The sequence below is a fragment of the Ruegeria sp. YTSA226 genome, from assembly GCF_059609905.1.
Map to the genome: position 1 here is coordinate 37,686 of NZ_JBXWMQ010000019.1, position 18,104 is coordinate 55,789.

Below are 18,104 nucleotides of genomic sequence, written 5' to 3' on the forward strand. Positions count from 1 at the left end.
AAAGGTGCTGCCAAGGGCCAAGCTATTCCAGATGCGTGATGATCGAGCGCAACGTTGGGATACCATCCCCTTTTTCGGACGACGTCAGCACGATTTCGGGGAAAGCGGCGGGGTGTTTTGACAGGGCCGAGCGGACCTGGTTCAGAACCTTTTCGCGTTCATTGGCCTTGACCTTGTCTGCCTTGGTCAGCACGCATTGAAAGGTTACGGCACTGGCGTCCAGCAGCTTCATAATCTCGGCATCAACAGGCTTTACCCCATGGCGCGCGTCAACCAGGACAAAGGCCCGGCGCAGGGTCTGTCGGCCACTGAGATATTGTTTCAGCAACCGCTGCCACTTTTCCACTACCTTAACCGGCGCATTGGCATAGCCATAGCCGGGAAGGTCGACCAGATATAGCTCTGGGCCCTGAGTGAAAAAGTTGATTTCCTGCGTCCGACCCGGCGTGTTCGACGCGCGCGCCAGCCCCTTGGTGCCGGTCAGCGCGTTGATCAGGCTGGACTTGCCAACATTGGAGCGGCCCGCAAAGCAGACCTCAAGGCGGTCAGGGTCGGGCAGCCCACTCATGGCGACGACACCTTTGACAAACTCGGACGGGCCCGCAAACAGCTTGCGCCCGCGCTCCAACGAGAATTCATCGGGATCTTGGGCCAGAGGGAAGGGTAGGGTGCTCATAACGGTATCACCTTGTCACCGACCGAGATTACCCCGCCGCGAACCACTTCGGTATAGATGCCGAAATCCTGATGGCCCCAGCTGTTCAGCGCGCCCAAAGTGTCGGCATCGCGGTCGCCGGTATCCGGGTTCGCAGTGGTCGCCAAACAGCGCACAATCCGCTCGCGGACGCGGAACACGGCCTCACCGATTTGCAACTCGCGGTCGAGCCAGTCGAATTCTTCCCATAGGGGCAAGCCATCGAACCAGATGTTACCGCGCCAGCGTTTGATTGACAGGTCTTGCCCCAGTTTTTGTTCAACCGCCCGGTGAGAGGCCATGTTGCACAGGCTGATTGACGGGAAATCGCTGTCTGTCATCCCACGCCCTGGTATCCGAACGATCCGGGCAGATGCCGCCCTGTCCGCGGGCATCAGCGGGCGCACCCAATCCAGAAACACGTCCTGTTCCCGATCTGGGTCAAAGGTTAGATCGGGGCGATTGGGATGGGTCAGGGTCAGCAGATCCGCGTTCAGCTTGGCGGAAATGGCCATCAGGTCTGGGGCTTTTGACCCACGGCTGAAATTGACGCAGGGTACCCATTTCGTGCCATCGGCCTTTGACGCTTCGTGCGCAACTGCCCAAACGCGATCCCCGGGCATTGTCTGCCCGGGGGTCACTGTCACGGTCTGCACGGCTTCGTGGCCGTGGCTTTTCATAGGATGCCGCCAAATATGGGTGACTTTAGCCGTCATTTGTCATCCGTCTTAGCGGCGCGCTTGAAGCCGGATTTGATGTTGCCAAATACATCCGGTTTATAACCCTGGCTGCGCATGATCAGATACTGCTGGGTAAAGGTGATCGTGTTGTTCGCGATCCAGTACACCACAAGGCCGCTGGCAAACCCACCGAGCATGAACATGAAGACCCAGGGCATCCAGGCAAAGATCATTGCCTGTGTCGCGTCTGTTGGTGCCGGATTCAGCTTTTGCTGCAGCCACATCGAAATCCCCAGCAACAGTGGCAGGATGCCGATGAAGATTAGCGCCATAAGGGTGTCAGGTTGCGGCCCGGCCCAAGGCAGCCAGCCGAAGAAGTTCATGATTGACGTTGGATCCGGTGCGCTGAGATCCTGAAACGGGCCAAACCACGGTGCTTGACGCAGTTCGATGGTGACAAAGATCACCTTATACAGCGAGAAGAAGATCGGGATCTGCATCAGGATCGGCAAACAGCCCGCGGCGGGGTTAACCTTTTCCTTCTTGTACAGTTCCATCATACCTTGCTGCATTTTCTGACGATCGTCACCAGCGGCCTCTTTCAGGGCCTCCATCTGCGGCTGCAGTTCCTTCATCTTCGCCATCGAGACATAGGACTTGAACGCCAGCGGGAACAAGATCGCCTTGATGATCAGGGTCAGGCCGATGATCGACCAGCCCATGTTGCCGATCTGGGCGTTAATGTTGTGCAGCAGCCAGAAGATCGGCTTGGTCAGGAAATAGAACCAGCCCCAGTCGATGCTGTCGATGAACTTTTGAACGCCTTCAGCCTGATATTCACGAATGGTTTCCCATTCCTTGGCACCGGCAAACAGCTGGGTTGTGACCTCTTCAGTAGCCCCAGGTGCGATAAGCAATGTCGGCAGTACAGTTTCCGTCTGATAGATCTTGCGACGGGCATCGTATTTGGCTGCTGCCTTGAAGGTCGTGCCCTCAGCCGGGATCAGGGTGGTCATCCAATAGTGATCAGTAAAGCCGACCCAGCCACCGTCTTTGACCTGAAAGACCTCGGCTTGCGCCCGTTCGTTCGGATCAATGTCAAAGTCGCGCACATCGCCGTAGTCGATTTCATCCAGAACACCGTCGGCCATGACCATCACGCCTTCATGCAGGATGAAGAAATTCTTAAGTCCGGGCAGGTCGCCATCTTCGCCGATGCCATGGCGGGCGAGGATGCCATATGGCGCCATGCCGACCTCGGCTTGTGTGTTGTTTTCCACCGCTTGTGTGACTTCGAACATATAGTTCTCGTCTACCGAGATGGTACGGCGGAAGGTCAGGCCATTGCCATTCTCCCACTTCAACGTAACTGGAGCGTTCACCCCAAGTGTTTCACCATTTTCGACCATCCAGACCGTGTTCGGCCCGGGTACGTCCGTGCCGGTGACACCAGCGCCAGGTGCCCATCCGTAGAGCGCATAATATGCAGATTCAGATCCGACCGGAGAGAACAGTTCGACAATCGGTGCGTTGTCCTGAATCGAGACTTTATAATCCTTCAGGTACAATTCATCGATGCGGCCACCGGACAACGACAGGCTGCCCTCAAGGCGGGGCGTGTCGATCTTGATCCGCGCGGCCTCGGACCCGGGCAGCGTTTCTTCTGCGCTCGCCGTGGCTTCGCCTACGGTACCCGCGCTAGAGGCGCTGGGGGTCTGAACCTCATCGCTTTCGATGGCGCTGATTTCAGCCTGATCTGTAATGGTGGTTTGCTCGGGCGGTGGAAACAGCACGAACCAAACCAGGATCACGACAAAGCTGAGCGCGGTTGCGAGGATGAGATTCTTGTTCTGATCGTCCATCTGGGACAGCCACCTTAAGCAGTGAAACACACCCGGTGGGTTCAACAGAGTGCAGCCCCAAAGGTCAAGCGGATTCGCCCGCCTTATGGTTCCAGATTGGGCTTTTGTGGTGAAAACCTGCGATCAAGAACCCGCTTGCCGTCCAATCTTGGGAATGCCTTTGACTTTGTTCTGATGGGCCGAGATCCAATCCATGGTCTTTTCGAACGGCATGGGCTTGCCAATGCCAAAGCCTTGAACGTGGTCACAACCTAGCTGTGCCATCAACGCGTGCTCACCGGTGGTTTCAACACCCTCGGCGAGTGTTTCCACATTCAACCTTTCGGCCATAGTGAGAATTGCACTGACCAATTGTTGTTGCGATGCATCACTGTCCGCCTTGGCCACAAAAGTTCGGTCTATCTTGATCCGCGTCACATCAAACCGTTTGATCGAGGCGATCGAGGCATGTCCAGTGCCGAAATCATCCAGATCAATACAACAGCCAAGTGCTGCAAGGCTGGTCACGTTGCGGGTAATCACATCGTCCGGACGTCGCGAAAACACGGTTTCCAGAATTTCGACAGCCAGTCGGTCGGGCGTCAGGTCGTTTTGGTCCAGTTCCCATTTCAATCGGTCCAGCAGAGCGGGGTCTCGTAGCTCGTCCGAAGAAAAGTTGATTCCGATTCGTGGGACGTGAATCCCGTTCCGGTCCCAGCAGCACATCGCGGAAAATGCATGATGCCGCATCGTTTGGCCAAGCCTCTCCATAAGCTCGGCCTGTTCGGCAAAAGGCAGAAATATCTGTGGGTTCAATATGCCTTTTTCCGGGTGCTCCCAGCGGGCCAGGGCTTCAAACCCCGTAACCCGCCCTGTATCTGTGGAAACCTGAGGCTGAAACCAGGGGCGGATTTGTCCGTTGTCCAGCGCAGCCTCAAACTCTTTGCGAAGGTTGGCCCTGATATTGGATCTACGGCGGGTTTCGTTTGAAAAGGCGCGGATCGTTGAGGGCCCATTACGCTGAGCTTCGCATAGCGCAGCAGATGCGGCATCAATCCAATTTTCAAACCTGGATCCGCGAACTGCGGATTGCAGGCAAAAACCGATTGAACACGAGACATAGGCAGTGGTGCCGTTTAGGGTGATCGGCTCTTCAACGGCGGATTGGATGCGGCCCGACATCTGAATGCAGGCTTCGAGATCGAGATGCTGTGACGGGCGCAGGCCGATGGCTATTCTGCACTCGTCTAATCGTGTCGCAATATCGCCGGTTCGAATGACCGAGAAGATGCGGTCACAAAATTGGCTGGACAGATGAGTCGCAGCCGCATTTCCGTGCAGGTCAACAAATTCTGTGAACCCGTCTAAGGCTATGATCATACAAGCCGATCCCATGTTATTGTGATCGGTACGGTCAAAGAAATTTTCAAGTTCGGCGGCAAACTTATCCGTTGGCGCGAGTCTTCCGTGATGGTGCAGTGGAGAGATGCGTGCAGTTAGTGTGCGTCTGACTGAGGCGAAGGCGACGATCAGCAACGGAAGGCTTAGTGCCACAACGACAAGCGCACGTTCTCCACCGATCCAGAAAGCCGCAAGCGAAATGGCGGGAGCAAAGGCCAGCACCGGCGGGCCACTCAGATACGTGGTGAGAGTATCGAGAAATTGATCAACGGAAACAGATTTCCTCATCGGTTCGTCTTCGCCTTTACCCTGAGCATCTTGCGCTCAGGTCAAACCGTAGAAAATCAGTCTGAGTCACTCGTTAACGCAGCTGTGGAATATCATCCGTTTTTTCAGTTTTTTCGCTCGAACTGATGGAAAGATTAACAAAATCAAACAATTTCGGGTCCAAAAGGTGCGAAGGGCGCGCATTGGTTAAGGCGCGGAACATCACTTGCCGCCGTCCGGGGCTGTTTTTTTCCCACTGATCGAGAATCTGTTTGACCTGCTGGCGTTGTAACCCGTCCTGGCTGCCGCACAGGTCACAAGGAATGATCGGGTAGTTCATCGCATTGGCGAATTTCTCGCAATCCGCCTCGGCGACATGGGCAAGGGGGCGAAAGACGAACAGGTCGCCTTCTTCGTTCACCAGCTTTGGCGGCATCGTTGCTAGACGGCCGCCGTGGAACAGGTTCATGAAAAACGTCTCAAGGATGTCGTCACGGTGATGACCCAGCACCACGGCCGTGCAGCCCTCTTCCCGCGCGATGCGGTACAGGTTGCCACGGCGCAGGCGCGAACATAGCGCGCAAAAGGTGCGGCCTTGGGGAACCTTGTCCATGACGACTGAGTAAGTGTCCTGATATTCGATGCGGTGCGGTACACCCATGCGTTCCAGAAACTCGGGTAGGACGGTAGCGGGAAAACCCGGCTGGCCCTGATCCAGATTGCAAGCCAGCAGATCGACCGGTAGTAGGCCGCGCCATTTCAGCTCGTACAGAACCGCTAGCAAGGTATAGCTGTCCTTACCGCCTGACAGGCAGACCAACCAACGGGGTGGCTTGCCGTCTTTCTCATGCGCGGACGGGTCCACCATGCCATATTGTTCGATGGCTTCGCGGGTGTGGCGCACGATGCGTTTGCGCAGCTTCTTGAACTCGGTGGTCGAAGGCGCGCCGGCAAACAGCGGATGGATATCGTCAGCTTCGTCAAACATGCGCTGCCCCTACAGCAGATGGCGTATCCGGGCAAGTGTGCGGGTCAGCCCAACCGCGCAAGCAGGGCACCAGTATCCAGCCCGGACACCGAACCGGGGATGCGGCCATTGTTACCTGTCAGCCGAGACGCCACAAATCCATCAGCGACCGGTCCGGGCGCTTGGCGTATCAGTTGAGAGGCCGTCAGCAGTTGTGCGGTGCGCTCCGCAAACCAGCGCGCCTCGGCTTCGGGTGGGATATTGGTCCAGCGGGCGCGGTGGTCCCTCAGCGCCGCATCATAGTGGCGGTTCACTCCGGTTGCCGCCTCAAGCTCAGCCTGCAGGACCTGGGCGGCCAAGGGGTCGCGGGTCAGGGTGCGCAGGATATCCAGACAGATCACATTGCCCGAACCTTCCCAGATGCCGTTCAAAGGGGCTTCACGGTAGAGCAGGGGCAGGGGGGTGTCCTCGACATAGCCAATGCCGCCCAACACCTCCATGGCTTCGACCACGACGACTGGACAGCGTTTGTTGTTGAGGAACTTGGCGAGTGCAACAGCGATGCGGGCAAAGGCTTTATCCTCGGGTGTATGACCGTCATAAGCCTGCGCCACACGCATTCCCAGTGTCAGCGCCCCCTCCCAGTCCAGCACGAGATCGGCCAGAACGATGCGCATCAGGGGTTGGTCAATCAACCGGCGCTGAAAGGCGCTGCGATGGCTGACCCAGTGATGCGCTTCGCTGAGGGCCGCCCGCATCAAACCTGCCGGGGCCATCGCAGTGTCGAGCCGTGTGTGATGCACCATCTCCAGGATTGTGCGCACACCCGCGCCCTCATCTCCAAGCTGATAGGCCAGCGCATCATGGTATTCAATCTCGGCCGAGGCGTTGGACCGATTGCCCAGCTTGTTCTTCAGCCGCATCAGGTGGATTGCGTTGCGTTCGTCGTCCAGCCAGCGGGGCACAAGGAAACAGGTCAGACCGCCGGGGGTCTGGGCAAGTGTCAGGAAACCGTCGGACATCGGGGCCGAGCAGAACCATTTATGCCCGCGCAACCGCCAGTGATCTCCGTCGCGTGTGGCCGTCGTGGTATTGGCGCGAATGTCCGAGCCGCCCTGTTTCTCAGTCATCGCCATGCCTAGCGTGGCGCTTTTTTTGGAGGCGATAGGAGCGATAGAGGAATCGTGGTTCCATTCCGTCAATCGGGGAACCCAGATCGAGGCAATCTCTTCATTCGCCGCAAGTGCTGGAACGGCTGCGTAAGTCATGGTCAGCGGGCAGCAATGTCCGGGTTCGACCTGACTGGCAAGGTAGACCATGGCGGCGTGGGTGGCGTGACCATTCGGTAGGTCAGACCAGGCAACGGCTGCGTATCCGGATGATTGACTGAGTTGCATCAGGTGATGGTATGAATGAGTGAAACGCACTTCATCCAGGCGGCGTCCACCTTGGTCAAACAGAACAAGTTCTGGGGAGTGGAAATTGGCCTCGCGCGCCATGTCTCTCACTGCAGCACGCCCAAGGTCTGCACCATAGTTGCGAAGAATAGAGCTTCGCGCGCCTGCCACATTTTGCAGTACTGGGTCAGAGGCCCAAAGGTCTAAATCTCCGCGCACAGGCGGCTGGTTCAGAACGTCATGCGTGGGTAGGGAATGGCGCGCGTCAGATGTCATCTGGCCCTCGAATTGAACAGCACAACTGTTCAGCGAAGGTGCGCTCCGGTCAAGTCCGACGACGGGTCAGGAGGGATCTTCACGGTCCGGAACCGGATCATACCCGTCACCACCCAAAGGGTGGCAGCGCCCAATCCGTCGTGCGGCCAGCCATGTGCCTTTGATGGCACCGTGTTTTTCCAGTGCCTCCAACGCATAGGCCGAGCATGTAGGCTGATAGCGGCAGTTGAACCCGACCCAAGGGCTGAACAGCAACCGGTACGCCCGAATGGGTAAGGCAAGGATATGCGAGAGCAATGTCATTTCCGCGCAGCATGGACTTTACGCAGAGCATAGCGCAAATCATCCAGCAGCGCTGCATAGGGGCGTCCGGCTGTGACATCGGCGCGACCGATTAGCACGTAATCCCAGCCGTCCTGCCCCTTCTCAGGCAGTACCGCGCGCGCAGCTTCGCGCAGGCGTCGCTTGGCCCGGTTGCGAGCCACGGCATTGCCGACCTTTTTGGAACAGGTGAAACCGACGCGAATCCCGTCCGCCTCGCCCTCGGCGCGTTTGCGCGCCTGCACCATCATTGATGATGTGCCCTGCCGACGCGCACGCGCGGCGTTCAGGAAATCGGATCGTTTCCTGAGGATGATCAATGTTTTGGATGCGCAAACGGACGCCGCCGGGGGCGTATCCCCAGGTTGGTTCTTACCATCCTCAGGGGCCTCCGGCGGCGTCACGTTCATAACCTGATCGGTGAGCGGTTTATGCGCTCAGCGACTTGCGGCCACGTGCGCGGCGCGAGTTCAGGATCTTGCGGCCGGCCTTGGTGGCCATGCGCGCGCGGAAACCGTGGCGGCGTTTGCGAACCAGGTTCGAAGGCTGATAGGTGCGTTTCATCGCTCCGTCTCCAATCTATTCGGTCGGGTGCAGCGCGGATTCGCCTGCCCGTGGTGTTCGAAGCCCGTCCTCTACTGCCAAGCGGGGGGTAAGTCAAACCCCTTGGTGGGGGTTTTGCAGCCTTTTGCAACAATTCTATAATCCCGCGCGGTAAAAGATTTCAAAAATACGGATTTTAGGCACAAAACACTCACATTCACTGTCGAAAAGATCAAGGCAGCGTGAGGCCCCTGTTGCCCGGGCGCGTGACGTCGCATGTTGAGGCCAGAATGAGACGCACAAAACCGGACACCATTATGAGCGATACAACTCAGGCCCCGCGTAGCGGGCTTGCGCGACATATTCCTTTGCTGGTGATTCTTACCGTAGCCGCTGTGGGTTACTTTACACTGGGTGAATACCTGACTTTTGAAACCCTGCGCGACAACCGAGAGGCCCTTTTGGGTTGGCGTGATGCCAATTACTGGGCAATGGCAGGTGCGTTCATCGCGATCTACATTGCCATCGTTGCGTTCTCGCTGCCTGGCGCAGCGGTGGCCTCGATGACCGGAGGGTTCCTGTTTGGCCTTTTCGCAGGCACGGTCTTCAACATTTTTGCAGCAACCATCGGCGCCTCGGTGATCTTTCTGGCGGCGCGCTGGGGGTTGGGGGCGTCCTTGACGGCGCGTCTTGAGGCCTCGGAAGGCACGATCAAAAAGCTGAAGGATGGCCTGCGCGAGAATGAGATCTCGGTCCTGTTCCTGCTGCGCATTGTCCCGGTGGTTCCGTTTTTTGTGGCCAATCTGGTGCCGGCGCTGGTGGGGGTGAAGTTCCGCAACTTTTTGTTCACCACGGCGCTGGGCATCATTCCCGGCGGTATCGTCTATACTTGGATTGGCGTCGGGCTGGGCGGAGTGTTCGACCGGGGTGAGACGCCGGACGTCTCACTGCTGTGGGAGCCCTTCGTTATCGGCCCGATTGTTGGCTTGTGCGTGCTGGCGGCTCTGCCCATTCTGATCAAAACGCTGCGCGGCCAAAAGGACAGCTGATCATGCAAGAACTGAAATCCGATATCCTGGTGATCGGGGCCGGGTCAGGTGGGCTGTCGGTCGCCGCGGGGGCGAGCCAGATGGGTGCGGATGTGATCCTGCTGGAAGGTCACAAGATGGGCGGGGATTGTCTGAATTTCGGCTGCGTCCCGTCCAAGGCCCTGATTGCCAGCGGCAAGGCCGCCTATGGGCAGGCGCATGCCTCGGCGCTGGGTGTGGCGGATGTGGTGCCACAGGTGGATTACGCCGCCGCCAAAGATCACGTGCATGATGTGATTGCGCAGATCGAGCCGATGGACAGCCAAGAGCGGTTCGAAAGCTTTGGTGTCAAGGTGATCCGGGAATATGGCAGCTTTGTCTCTCCGACACAGGTTCAGGCGGGGGATCATCTGATCACCGCGAGGCGGGTTGTGATTGCAACAGGCTCTTCACCACTGATTCCGTCGATCCCCGGTTTGGACAAGGTGCCGTATTATACCAACGAGACTATCTTTGATCTGCGCGACAAGCCCGATCATCTGCTGATCATCGGCGGTGGCCCCATCGGGATGGAGATGGCGCAGGCGCATATTCGGCTCGGTTGCAAGGTCACAGTCATCGAAGGGCAAAAGGCGCTGGGAAAGGATGACCCCGAGGCGGCAGAGGTCGTGCTGGACAGTTTGCGCGCCGAGGGCGTTGCGATCCATGAACAGGCGATGGTGGCACAGATTCGCGGCTCCGATGGCGCGGTTGAAGTGGTGACCGAGAACGGCGAGATCTTCTCGGGCACGCATCTGCTGCTGGCTGCGGGGCGAAAGGCCAATACCGACCGCCTCAACCTTGCCGCTGCCGGGATCGAGCCCATCCGAACCGGCATCAAGGTCGACGACACCCTGCGCACCACGAACCGCAGGGTCTATGCGATCGGAGATGTCGCGGGTGGGCTGCAATTCACTCATGTGGCGGGCTATCACGCGGGGATTATCATTCGTTCGGCGCTGTTTGGGCTTCCCTCCAAGGCGAAAACCGCACATATCCCCTGGGCGACCTACACCGACCCCGAGCTGGCGCAGGTTGGCCTGACCGAGGTGCAGGCGCGCGCCGAGCATGGCGATAAGATGGAAATTGCGCGGTTTGACTATCACCACAACGACCGCTCCATTTCCGAGCGTAAAACGAATGGTTTCATCAAGGTCATGGTCGTCAAAGGCCGTCCGGTGGGGGCCACAATCGTTGGTCATCAGGCGGGCGAACTGATCAACTTGTGGTCGCTGGCCTTGGCCAATAATCTGAAGATGGGGCAGGTCGCCGCGATGGTTTCGCCCTATCCGACGATTGGAGAGCTTAACAAACGGGTGGCGGGCGCTTATTTCTCTCCAAGGCTGTTTGAGAATCAAACGGTTAAACGCGTAGTCAGGTTCGTCCAGCGCTGGATGCCCTGACCTGGAAGGGAGAGCAATGTGAACTCGCTGTCAGGCCGATTTCTGATCCTGACGACGGTCTTCGTGATGTTGGCCGAGGTTCTGATTTTTGTCCCTTCGATTGCGCGATTCCGCGAAGATTTCCTGCTGAACCGGCTGGAGCGCGCTCAGATCGCATCGCTCGCTTTGTTGGCCGATGATATGCTGGCCGAGGACCTTGAGGCTGAACTGCTGGCCAATGCGGGCGTCTATAACGTGGTTCTACGGCGAGACGAGATGCGCCAGTTGATGCTGTCCTCTCCTATTCCAGGGCAGATCAGCAAGACCTATGACCTGCGTGACGCGCGACCATGGGTTTTGATCCGGGATGCTGTCGTGCGGTTGTTCACGCCGGAAAATGAAGTCATCCGTGTAATTGGCGAGCCTGTGAAAGGCGCAGGTCTGCTGATTGAGGTGACGACTGACAGCATGCCTTTGCGTATGGCGATGACGGATTATGGGTTACGCATTCTGGGCCTGTCATTTGTGATTTCGATCATCACGGCTTTTTTCCTGTTTCTTGCGGTTCGGGTGGTTCTGGTAAAGCCCATCAAAAGCGTTGTCGGATATATGCAGCGCTATGCCAGCGCCCCCGAAGATGCCCGTGGAATCATCTCACCGGATTCCAAAGTGACCGAGCTGCGCGAGGCCCAAGAGGCGCTGAAACAGTTGCAAACCGAACTGACCCAGGCCCTGAAACAGCGCGAGCGTCTGGCGCAGCTGGGCGGGGCTGTGGCTAAGGTGAGCCACGATCTGCGCAACATCCTGACCTCGGCCCAGCTGTTTACCGACCGGATCGAATCCAGCGAAGACCCGTTGGTGCGTCGCATGGCCCCTAAGCTGGTGAACTCGATCACCCGAGCGGTAACCCTGTGCGAAAGCACATTGGCATTTGGCCGCGCTGAAGAACCTGCACCGTCGCTTACACTGGTTCCGCTCCGCATTGTGGCCGAGGATGTGGTTGCGAGCGAGAAACTTGCCGTTGCCGATGCCTGTGTCGAGATCATCAATGATGTGCCGGAAGAGTTGGTCGTAAGAGCTGATCCTGAACAGATTTTCCGTGTCATGATGAACCTCGTTCGAAATGCCCGTCAGGCGCTGGTTGCATCAGGAAAGCCCGGTCGGATCACCTTGTCCGGGCAAGAGCAGGACGCCAACTGGTGTATTCAGATCAGCGACACAGGGCCGGGCCTGCCGGCCAAAGCGCGTGAAAATCTGTTCACACCCTTTCAGGGTGGCGTCCGCAAAGGCGGGTCGGGTCTGGGCTTGGCGATCTCACAGGAACTGTTGCGGGGCCATGGGGGTGACCTTGTTCTGACCGAGACAGGGTCAACAGGTACCACCTTTGAAATTCGCCTCCCGCGGGGCGATGGGGCTTTTTGAATTATTTTTACAGAATCGACTTGCACGTCCCGAATGCCGGGTCTACATAGCGCCTCACCAACGCGGACCGATAGCTCAGCTGGATAGAGTACTTGACTACGAATCAAGGGGTCGGGGGTTCGAATCCTCCTCGGTCCGCCACTGGTTTCCTGTTGAACGTCACACGAACCTGACCCAACCGTCATAGTTGGACCAGAAAAGCAGTGAACGTTCGACATCAGAAGGCGCCCCCAACGTTGGACATCGGTTGAATTTGACCTTTGCGTCATCAAATAGCACGCCGCCCCCATTTCATACTCCCGCAGACAGTTTGGTTTGATCTGATCCCCCCTCTTGGAAAATCAGAGCTGATTTGTAGGTCTGACAGCGAAGCTGCCTGTTCCTGCTAATCTGCCACGTGGCGAACGCGGGAGGGTGCGAGGCAATGCTATTCGACGGGGGTGGCGCGGCCCGCAGGCACAGCCGAGGACACGGTTTTGTCTAATAGGGTTGCCCGAGGGGGGAAGGCAGCGTCTTTCCCCTGATGGCCAGGGGCGTTTGGCTAGTCCAAATCCCGCTGGCCCCAAAACAAGTGCGACGGTGTGGGCTGCGCCGTAACTCTTTGCGCCAGAACACGTTGTTTTTCGAAAAAATGGGCGGAATGCGGAAGTTCGCCGCGTATTCGAATTTCAAAAACCACAACGGTCAAAGTGGCCACTCGCTTGTATCGCTTCTTTGGCAGCTGGGCATGTTCGAGAGACGACTGCTGCCAAGATCAGGTGCTTAGGATGTAGCAGTTTTTGCGATAACGAAGCGTTTTGCGTGTGGGCTTCGTTTTTTTCGGTCTGGCGAAGGGTGTGTAAGGGAAAATCCAGCCCTTCTGATTAGGGGCGGCTTGCCATTTGGGATAGAGAGTGCAGCGGGAAAACTAGAAACTTAAAATGTCTTCAAGTTGTTTCCATATTTGCTCTGCGTGATCTGGCTGAGATTCTGCCAGGCGGACTACCCTGATTGCCAGAAGCTGTGTGGGCAGCACGTCGTCAATACACACAAGCGCGCCCTCAGAAAGGTGGGTCGCCACTAGAGAGCGGGGCAACCACGCGATGCCGATTTCATTCAAGGCGTATTGTAGTATGGCCAACGTAAGTGCGGTTTCAGCTCTGGGTACTGCGGTTTTACCTTCAGGTAATCGCGGCGCAATCATTCTGGAATAGACCTGCCCGAGAAAGACTTCGGGCGGGTAGCTGATTGTAGGAATTACGTCTTCCGTCACTTGCGTGCGCACAGTAGGCGCACAGACTGGAATCAAAGTATCCATCCCGAGTGTTTTGGTTTCAAACGCGTTAGCGGGTTCTTGAATACTGTCATCAGGCACCGCGTACATGATGGCAAAATCGACCTCCTTCGAAATCAGATGCAGTAGGCACTCGTCTTGATTTCCTGACCGCACGCGAACCGAGGTTTCGCCATCTTCAGTCAAAACACGCACAATTTCGGGGGAAACCGTCGTTGTGAGGGCGTGTTGGCAAACAAAAGACAGCGACTTGCCGGCCTGATCACTCGCGGTTTTTAGGCTGTGCCGAAGCCCATGCAGCCGGGTGCTGAGTTCACGTAATTCAAATTCCAGTTCCCGCACGCCTGGCATCAAAGAGACTGGCTTGCGGCGGCGATCAAACAGCGTTGCGCCGATGTTGTCTTCGATAAGCCGCACCCGCCGAGTAAACGCAGATTGCGTCAGCAATCGCTTTTCAGCGGCGCGGGCGAGAGAGCCGCTATCAAGCACCGCCAATATATCATCGATCCACTCAAGACGCATGGCGGATCGATAGTGCAGTTCGTGACAACATGCAATTCCTGCAATTTATGTACCGAAGTTCGAATTAGGAATGCGCCTCAGCGCGTAGTAAGTTGACAAAAGCAAATATTAGGAACCATGACATGCACCTTGCCCGTTTTCCCCGCCTGCATCTTGCCCATCTTCCAACACCGCTTGAACCCATGACTCGATTGTCAAAAGAGCTGGGGGTCGAAATATGGATCAAACGCGATGATTGCACCGGTATGTCGACCGGCGGCAACAAGACCCGCAAGCTTGAATTTCTAATGGCTGAGGCCGAGGCGCAGGGTGCCGACATGGTGATGACCCAAGGGGCCACGCAAACCAACCACGGTCGGCAGACGGCTGCATTTGCCGCCAAGCTGGGGCTTGCCTGTCACATCCTTTTGGAGGATCGCACCGGTTACCAAAATGGAAACTACAATAAGAACGGTAACGTCCTGCTAGACCATTTGCATGGCGCAACCACCGAGAAGTTTCCCGGCGGCCATGACATGCCGGGTGAGATGGAAAAAGCAGCCGAAAAGAAGCGCGCGGAAGGGCACAATGTCTATGTCATCCCTGGCGGCGGATCGAACCCGACCGGCGCACTTGGCTATGTTAACGCGGCCTTTGAACTGTTGGCACAAGCAAATAACAGTGGTTTGCAAATTGACAGATTGGTGCATGCAACCGGTTCTTCAGGAACGCAGGCCGGGTTGGTGACTGGCATGTGTGCCATGAATGCGCAGGTGCCCGTGCTGGGCATCGGCACAAGGGCGCCTCAGCCCAAGCAAGAACAGATGGTATATGACCTGGCCTGTAAAACAGCCGAGAAACTGGGCTGTGCTGGTGTAGTCAAGCGCGAAGACGTGAAGGCCAATACTGACTATGTCGGCGAGGGCTATGGCCTGCCGACCAAAAGCGGCATTGAGGCGATCCGGATGTTTGCAGAGCTCGAAGGTATCCTTCTCGACCCGTGCTATTCGGCCAAGGGCGCAGCCGGTCTGATTGATCTTGCGCGCAAGGGTGAGTTCAACGGCGAACGGATTGTTTTCCTGCACACCGGGGGGGCGGCAGCTCTTGGCGGATATGATTTTGCCTTTGATCATCAAAACCGCTGGGTGACTGTCTAGGCTATGACACTGCGCCCGGTTGGAATTCTTGGCGGTATGGGCCCCGAAGCGACGATCCTCCTCCAGCGCAAGCTGGTGGCGGCAGTACCCGCAACTGATGACCAAGACCACATACCTTTGTTGATCGACATGAACCCGCAGGTGCCGTCGCGGGTTCGTCATCTGCTCGACGGCGTCGGCGAGGATCCGGGGTCGACGCTTGCCGCTATGGCGCGTCGGCTAGAAGATGCTGGAGCCTTAGCGCTGGCGATGCCGTGCAACACCGCCCATCACTATGCCAAGGCGATTACGGACTCCGTGGAAATACCCTTGCTGAACGTGGTCGAACTGACGGCTGATCATGCGGCTGGGAGGCTCGGATCAGGGGGATGTGTCGGGATGCTTGCCTCGCCTGCCGTACGACATACGCAGCTATTCGAGACAGCGTTGCACAGGCGCGGGCTGTCGGTGGTTTGGTCCGCAGGTGATGAAAAGATGCTTGCAGCGATCCGGAAAATTACGACGGACGGTCCGTGCGAAGAGGCGCGCGAAACACTAAGAGTTGCCTCGAAAGAACTTGTTGCCGCAGGGGCCGACCTGCAGCTTGTGGCTTGCTCAGAATTCTCGCTCATCGCTGATAGTGTTGCGGCCGAGGTCAATGCCATTGATACGATTGACCTGCTTGTCCAGGCGATTGTCGAATTTTCCCACGCAGGGCAAGTTTAGGCGATTGAATAAGTGCGCCACAGCGTTCGGAGGCAATCTGCAAGTCAACAGATACCTTTGTTCATAATTGGTCCCAAAGCTGTTGCGCTGTCTGATCAAAGGTCGCCGGATTGGCAAATGCGGAAATCGTCAAGGTGGCACACCACGCGTCATCGCCGATTGGCACCAGCAATCCTGCGTCCAGCTCTGGCGAAATTGTAGTTTCGGGCATCCAGGCAAAGCCGCTTCCGGTAATCAGGCGTCTCTTGATTGTCTCAACCAGACTATCAACATAAATCGTCTCGGCGTTCAGGGGTTTGCGGTCTATGGTATTTTCTACAACCATGCCTAAAAACGAAGAACGATCATATGCCAGATAGGGGATGGGTGGGCCATCCTGCTCTGCGAGACTCCAACCCATGGCACGCGCTGAATCAGCTGTAGCCACTGGCACCAGACGATCCTTTAACAGGTCTTTTCGCTCAAATGCGGTTTCATCAATCATCGGTGAAACCGAGTGGTGATTGTAACACAAGAGAATGTCCACTGCGCCCTCGACCAACAGGTCACAGCAGGTGCTTAGGGAATCGGACAATACTCGAGTGCGCAGATCGGGAATTTGCATCTGCAACTCTTCGATGCGACTTGCCAAAAAATTAACCGCGATCGTGTGGAGGACCGAGAACCGGATGAAACGGCTATCCCCACGATCGGCATCCCGCAGCGATTGACGGGATTCTGACAGTTGTGAGATCGCCGCTAAAGCGACCGGCAAGAATTGTTGACCTGCTTCTGTCAATTGAACAGGATAGGTGGCGCGATTGACCAGAGGCAGCCCGACCCAGCTCTCCAACGCTTTGATTCTACGACTGAATGCGGATTGTGTGATGTTGCGTTCATCGGAGGCTCGGGTGAAGTTCAGTGTCCGGGCGAGGCATTCAAAGTCGCGCAGCCAGTTCAAATCCAATGTGTGTACCTGCATTTCCAAGGAAGCATTGGTCGAGCATACTCAAAACTATGCATTGCGGGAATAGTTTGATGAAATGTTCGAATTGGCCCTCAGAAAACCTCATGCTCTAGACTTTAAGCTAGGGCCTGGCGGTTTGTCCCCCTTTTCCCCTTCCGTCCGAAGTCGCAGCCCGAGACGACTTTGTACGACACCGCCGAGCGATAGGAATGAGATTGACTAAAAAAACGACGCCAAAATACGGCGCAATTCAACAGAGGAGACTATCATGAGAAACAAGCTAAAGGCATTTGGTATGGCAGCGGCGGTAGGTATCTATGCGATGCCCGCATTCGCGGCGGAAGAGGTTAAAATCGGTGTGCCGTCTTGGACCGGGGCGCAGGCAATCGCTCATCTTCTGGGTGCCGTTGTTGAAACGCGCATCGGCGGGACGGTTGAATATGTGCCCGGTAACAATGCAACCATCTTTCAAGCCATGGATCAGGGCAAAGGTGACATCGACGTGCATCCAGATGTGTGGCTGCCCAATCAGGAGAGCTTTACCAAGAAGTATGTCGACGAGGCCGGTACGGTAACATTGTCCTCGAACCCCTACGAAGGCAATCAGGGTTTTTGCGTCAGCAAGGACTTTGGTGAGGCCAACAATATCACCGACATAGCTGATCTGGGCCGCCCTGATGTCGCAGCCCTGATGGACAGCGATGGCAACGGCAAGGGTGAGATGTGGATTGGCGCCCCCGGCTGGGCTTCGGCCAATGTGAACGAGGTGAAAACGCGCGACTACGGTCTGCTTGATTTCATCGAGCCCGTGCGTGCAGAAGAAAGCGTGAAGACCGCGCGTATCAAAGACAGCATCGCCAAAGGCGAGGGCTATGCCTTCTATTGCTACAAGCCACACGCGGTCTGGTACATGTTCGACGTTCAAATGCTGAGCGAGCCGACGTTCGACCCGGCAAAATACGTGATGGTGCAGCCATCGGACGATCCGGATTGGTATAGCAAATCCAGTGTTGCCACCAAAGACGCCCTGAAGAACGTCCAGATCGCATGGTCCAATACGTTGCCAGACCGCTCACCTGCGATTGCTGATTTCTTCGCGAATTTCGCATTGACTGCGGATGATGTCAGCGGTTTCGCCTTTGAGATCAGCGGCAAAGGTCGCGATCCGGCAGAGGTTGCCCGCGAATGGGTCGAAGCGAACCCGGATCGCGTCGACGCTTGGCTGGGCCTCTGATCCCACTTCCAGAAACAGGGTGGCGGCATC

Annotated in this window: 17 protein-coding genes and 1 tRNA gene; 7 read left to right on the plus strand and 11 right to left on the minus strand. The window is 56.8% G+C overall.

Annotated features, from left to right (window positions below):
• Nucleotides 1-22 precede the first annotated feature (22 nt).
• The 9 genes from yihA to rpmH form a co-directional block, all read right to left on the minus strand.
• A complete protein-coding gene (gene yihA, locus AC2FFF_RS17780; RefSeq protein WP_281973747.1) occupies nucleotides 23-676 on the minus strand; it encodes a ribosome biogenesis GTP-binding protein YihA/YsxC in 654 nt (217 codons plus the stop codon).
• On the minus strand, nucleotides 673-1,410 hold the full coding sequence (locus AC2FFF_RS17785) for an MOSC domain-containing protein (RefSeq protein WP_281973746.1): 738 nt from the start codon (nucleotides 1,408-1,410) through the stop codon (nucleotides 673-675). Before AC2FFF_RS17785 ends, yihA begins: the two co-directional genes overlap by 4 nt.
• Nucleotides 1,407-3,236 carry a membrane protein insertase YidC gene (gene yidC / locus AC2FFF_RS17790; RefSeq protein WP_281973745.1) on the minus strand — a complete coding sequence of 610 codons (1,830 nt, stop codon included), beginning with the start codon at nucleotides 3,234-3,236 and terminating at the stop codon, nucleotides 1,407-1,409. The genes AC2FFF_RS17785 and yidC overlap by 4 nt, the downstream gene beginning before the upstream one ends.
• A 123-nt stretch (nucleotides 3,237-3,359) precedes the next feature.
• Nucleotides 3,360-4,904: a putative bifunctional diguanylate cyclase/phosphodiesterase gene (locus AC2FFF_RS17795; RefSeq protein ID WP_281973744.1), complete on the minus strand. Its 1,545-nt coding sequence runs from the start codon at nucleotides 4,902-4,904 to the stop codon at nucleotides 3,360-3,362.
• 73 nt (nucleotides 4,905-4,977) lie between these two features.
• Nucleotides 4,978-5,871 carry a tRNA 2-thiocytidine(32) synthetase TtcA gene (ttcA, locus tag AC2FFF_RS17800; RefSeq protein WP_281973743.1) on the minus strand — a complete coding sequence of 298 codons (894 nt, stop codon included), beginning with the start codon at nucleotides 5,869-5,871 and terminating at the stop codon, nucleotides 4,978-4,980.
• A gap of 44 nt (nucleotides 5,872-5,915) precedes the next feature.
• On the minus strand, nucleotides 5,916-7,523 hold the full coding sequence (locus tag AC2FFF_RS17805; protein WP_281973742.1) for an acyl-CoA dehydrogenase family protein: 1,608 nt from the start codon (nucleotides 7,521-7,523) through the stop codon (nucleotides 5,916-5,918).
• Nucleotides 7,524-7,589: 66 nt separating this feature from the next.
• Nucleotides 7,590-7,826: a membrane protein insertion efficiency factor YidD gene (gene yidD, locus AC2FFF_RS17810; RefSeq protein ID WP_281973741.1), complete on the minus strand. Its 237-nt coding sequence runs from the start codon at nucleotides 7,824-7,826 to the stop codon at nucleotides 7,590-7,592.
• Nucleotides 7,823-8,248 carry a ribonuclease P protein component gene (gene rnpA / locus AC2FFF_RS17815; RefSeq protein WP_271952015.1) on the minus strand — a complete coding sequence of 142 codons (426 nt, stop codon included), beginning with the start codon at nucleotides 8,246-8,248 and terminating at the stop codon, nucleotides 7,823-7,825. Before rnpA ends, yidD begins: the two co-directional genes overlap by 4 nt.
• Before the next feature lie 25 nt (nucleotides 8,249-8,273).
• Entirely contained in the window at nucleotides 8,274-8,408 is a 135-nt protein-coding gene (gene rpmH, locus AC2FFF_RS17820; protein ID WP_005632162.1) for a 50S ribosomal protein L34, read from the minus strand.
• Nucleotides 8,409-8,704: 296 nt separating this feature from the next.
• Between rpmH and AC2FFF_RS17825 the strand changes: the two genes are divergently transcribed.
• The 4 genes from AC2FFF_RS17825 to AC2FFF_RS17840 all read left to right on the plus strand — a co-directional run bounded on the left by AC2FFF_RS17825 (nucleotide 8,705) and on the right by AC2FFF_RS17840 (nucleotide 12,399).
• Nucleotides 8,705-9,436: a TVP38/TMEM64 family protein gene (locus tag AC2FFF_RS17825; RefSeq protein ID WP_281973740.1), complete on the plus strand. Its 732-nt coding sequence runs from the start codon at nucleotides 8,705-8,707 to the stop codon at nucleotides 9,434-9,436.
• A 2-nt stretch (nucleotides 9,437-9,438) separates the two neighbouring features.
• Nucleotides 9,439-10,857, plus strand: coding sequence for a dihydrolipoyl dehydrogenase family protein (locus tag AC2FFF_RS17830; protein ID WP_281973739.1), 1,419 nt, complete (start codon nucleotides 9,439-9,441; stop codon nucleotides 10,855-10,857).
• Nucleotides 10,858-10,875: 18 nt separating this feature from the next.
• Complete coding sequence (locus AC2FFF_RS17835) at nucleotides 10,876-12,258, plus strand: ATP-binding protein (protein WP_281973738.1); 1,383 nt, start codon at nucleotides 10,876-10,878, stop codon at nucleotides 12,256-12,258.
• A 64-nt stretch (nucleotides 12,259-12,322) separates the two neighbouring features.
• Nucleotides 12,323-12,399 (plus strand) — tRNA-Arg (locus AC2FFF_RS17840).
• Nucleotides 12,400-13,165: 766 nt separating this feature from the next.
• Here the strand turns inward: AC2FFF_RS17840 and AC2FFF_RS17845 are convergent.
• Nucleotides 13,166-14,053, minus strand: a complete 888-nt coding sequence (locus AC2FFF_RS17845) for a LysR family transcriptional regulator (RefSeq protein WP_281973737.1) — start codon at nucleotides 14,051-14,053, stop codon at nucleotides 13,166-13,168.
• 122 nt (nucleotides 14,054-14,175) lie between these two features.
• Here AC2FFF_RS17845 and cuyA point away from each other — a divergent pair, with 122 nt between their 5' ends.
• Together cuyA and cuyB are read left to right on the plus strand one after the other, a co-directional pair.
• Nucleotides 14,176-15,189 carry a D-cysteate sulfo-lyase gene (gene cuyA, locus AC2FFF_RS17850; protein ID WP_281973736.1) on the plus strand — a complete coding sequence of 338 codons (1,014 nt, stop codon included), beginning with the start codon at nucleotides 14,176-14,178 and terminating at the stop codon, nucleotides 15,187-15,189.
• Nucleotides 15,190-15,192: 3 nt separating this feature from the next.
• A complete protein-coding gene (cuyB, locus tag AC2FFF_RS17855; protein ID WP_496883020.1) occupies nucleotides 15,193-15,894 on the plus strand; it encodes a cysteate racemase in 702 nt (233 codons plus the stop codon).
• A gap of 61 nt (nucleotides 15,895-15,955) precedes the next feature.
• Here the strand turns inward: cuyB and AC2FFF_RS17860 are convergent, their stop codons facing one another.
• Nucleotides 15,956-16,855, minus strand: a complete 900-nt coding sequence (locus tag AC2FFF_RS17860; protein WP_496883022.1) for a LysR family transcriptional regulator — start codon at nucleotides 16,853-16,855, stop codon at nucleotides 15,956-15,958.
• Nucleotides 16,856-17,108: 253 nt separating this feature from the next.
• Here AC2FFF_RS17860 and AC2FFF_RS17865 point away from each other — a divergent pair, with 253 nt between their 5' ends.
• Nucleotides 17,109-18,074 (plus strand): ABC transporter substrate-binding protein, encoded by a 966-nt coding sequence (locus tag AC2FFF_RS17865; RefSeq protein ID WP_271952024.1) that lies wholly within the window; start codon nucleotides 17,109-17,111, stop codon nucleotides 18,072-18,074.
• The last annotated feature ends 30 nt before the right edge of the window (nucleotides 18,075-18,104 follow it).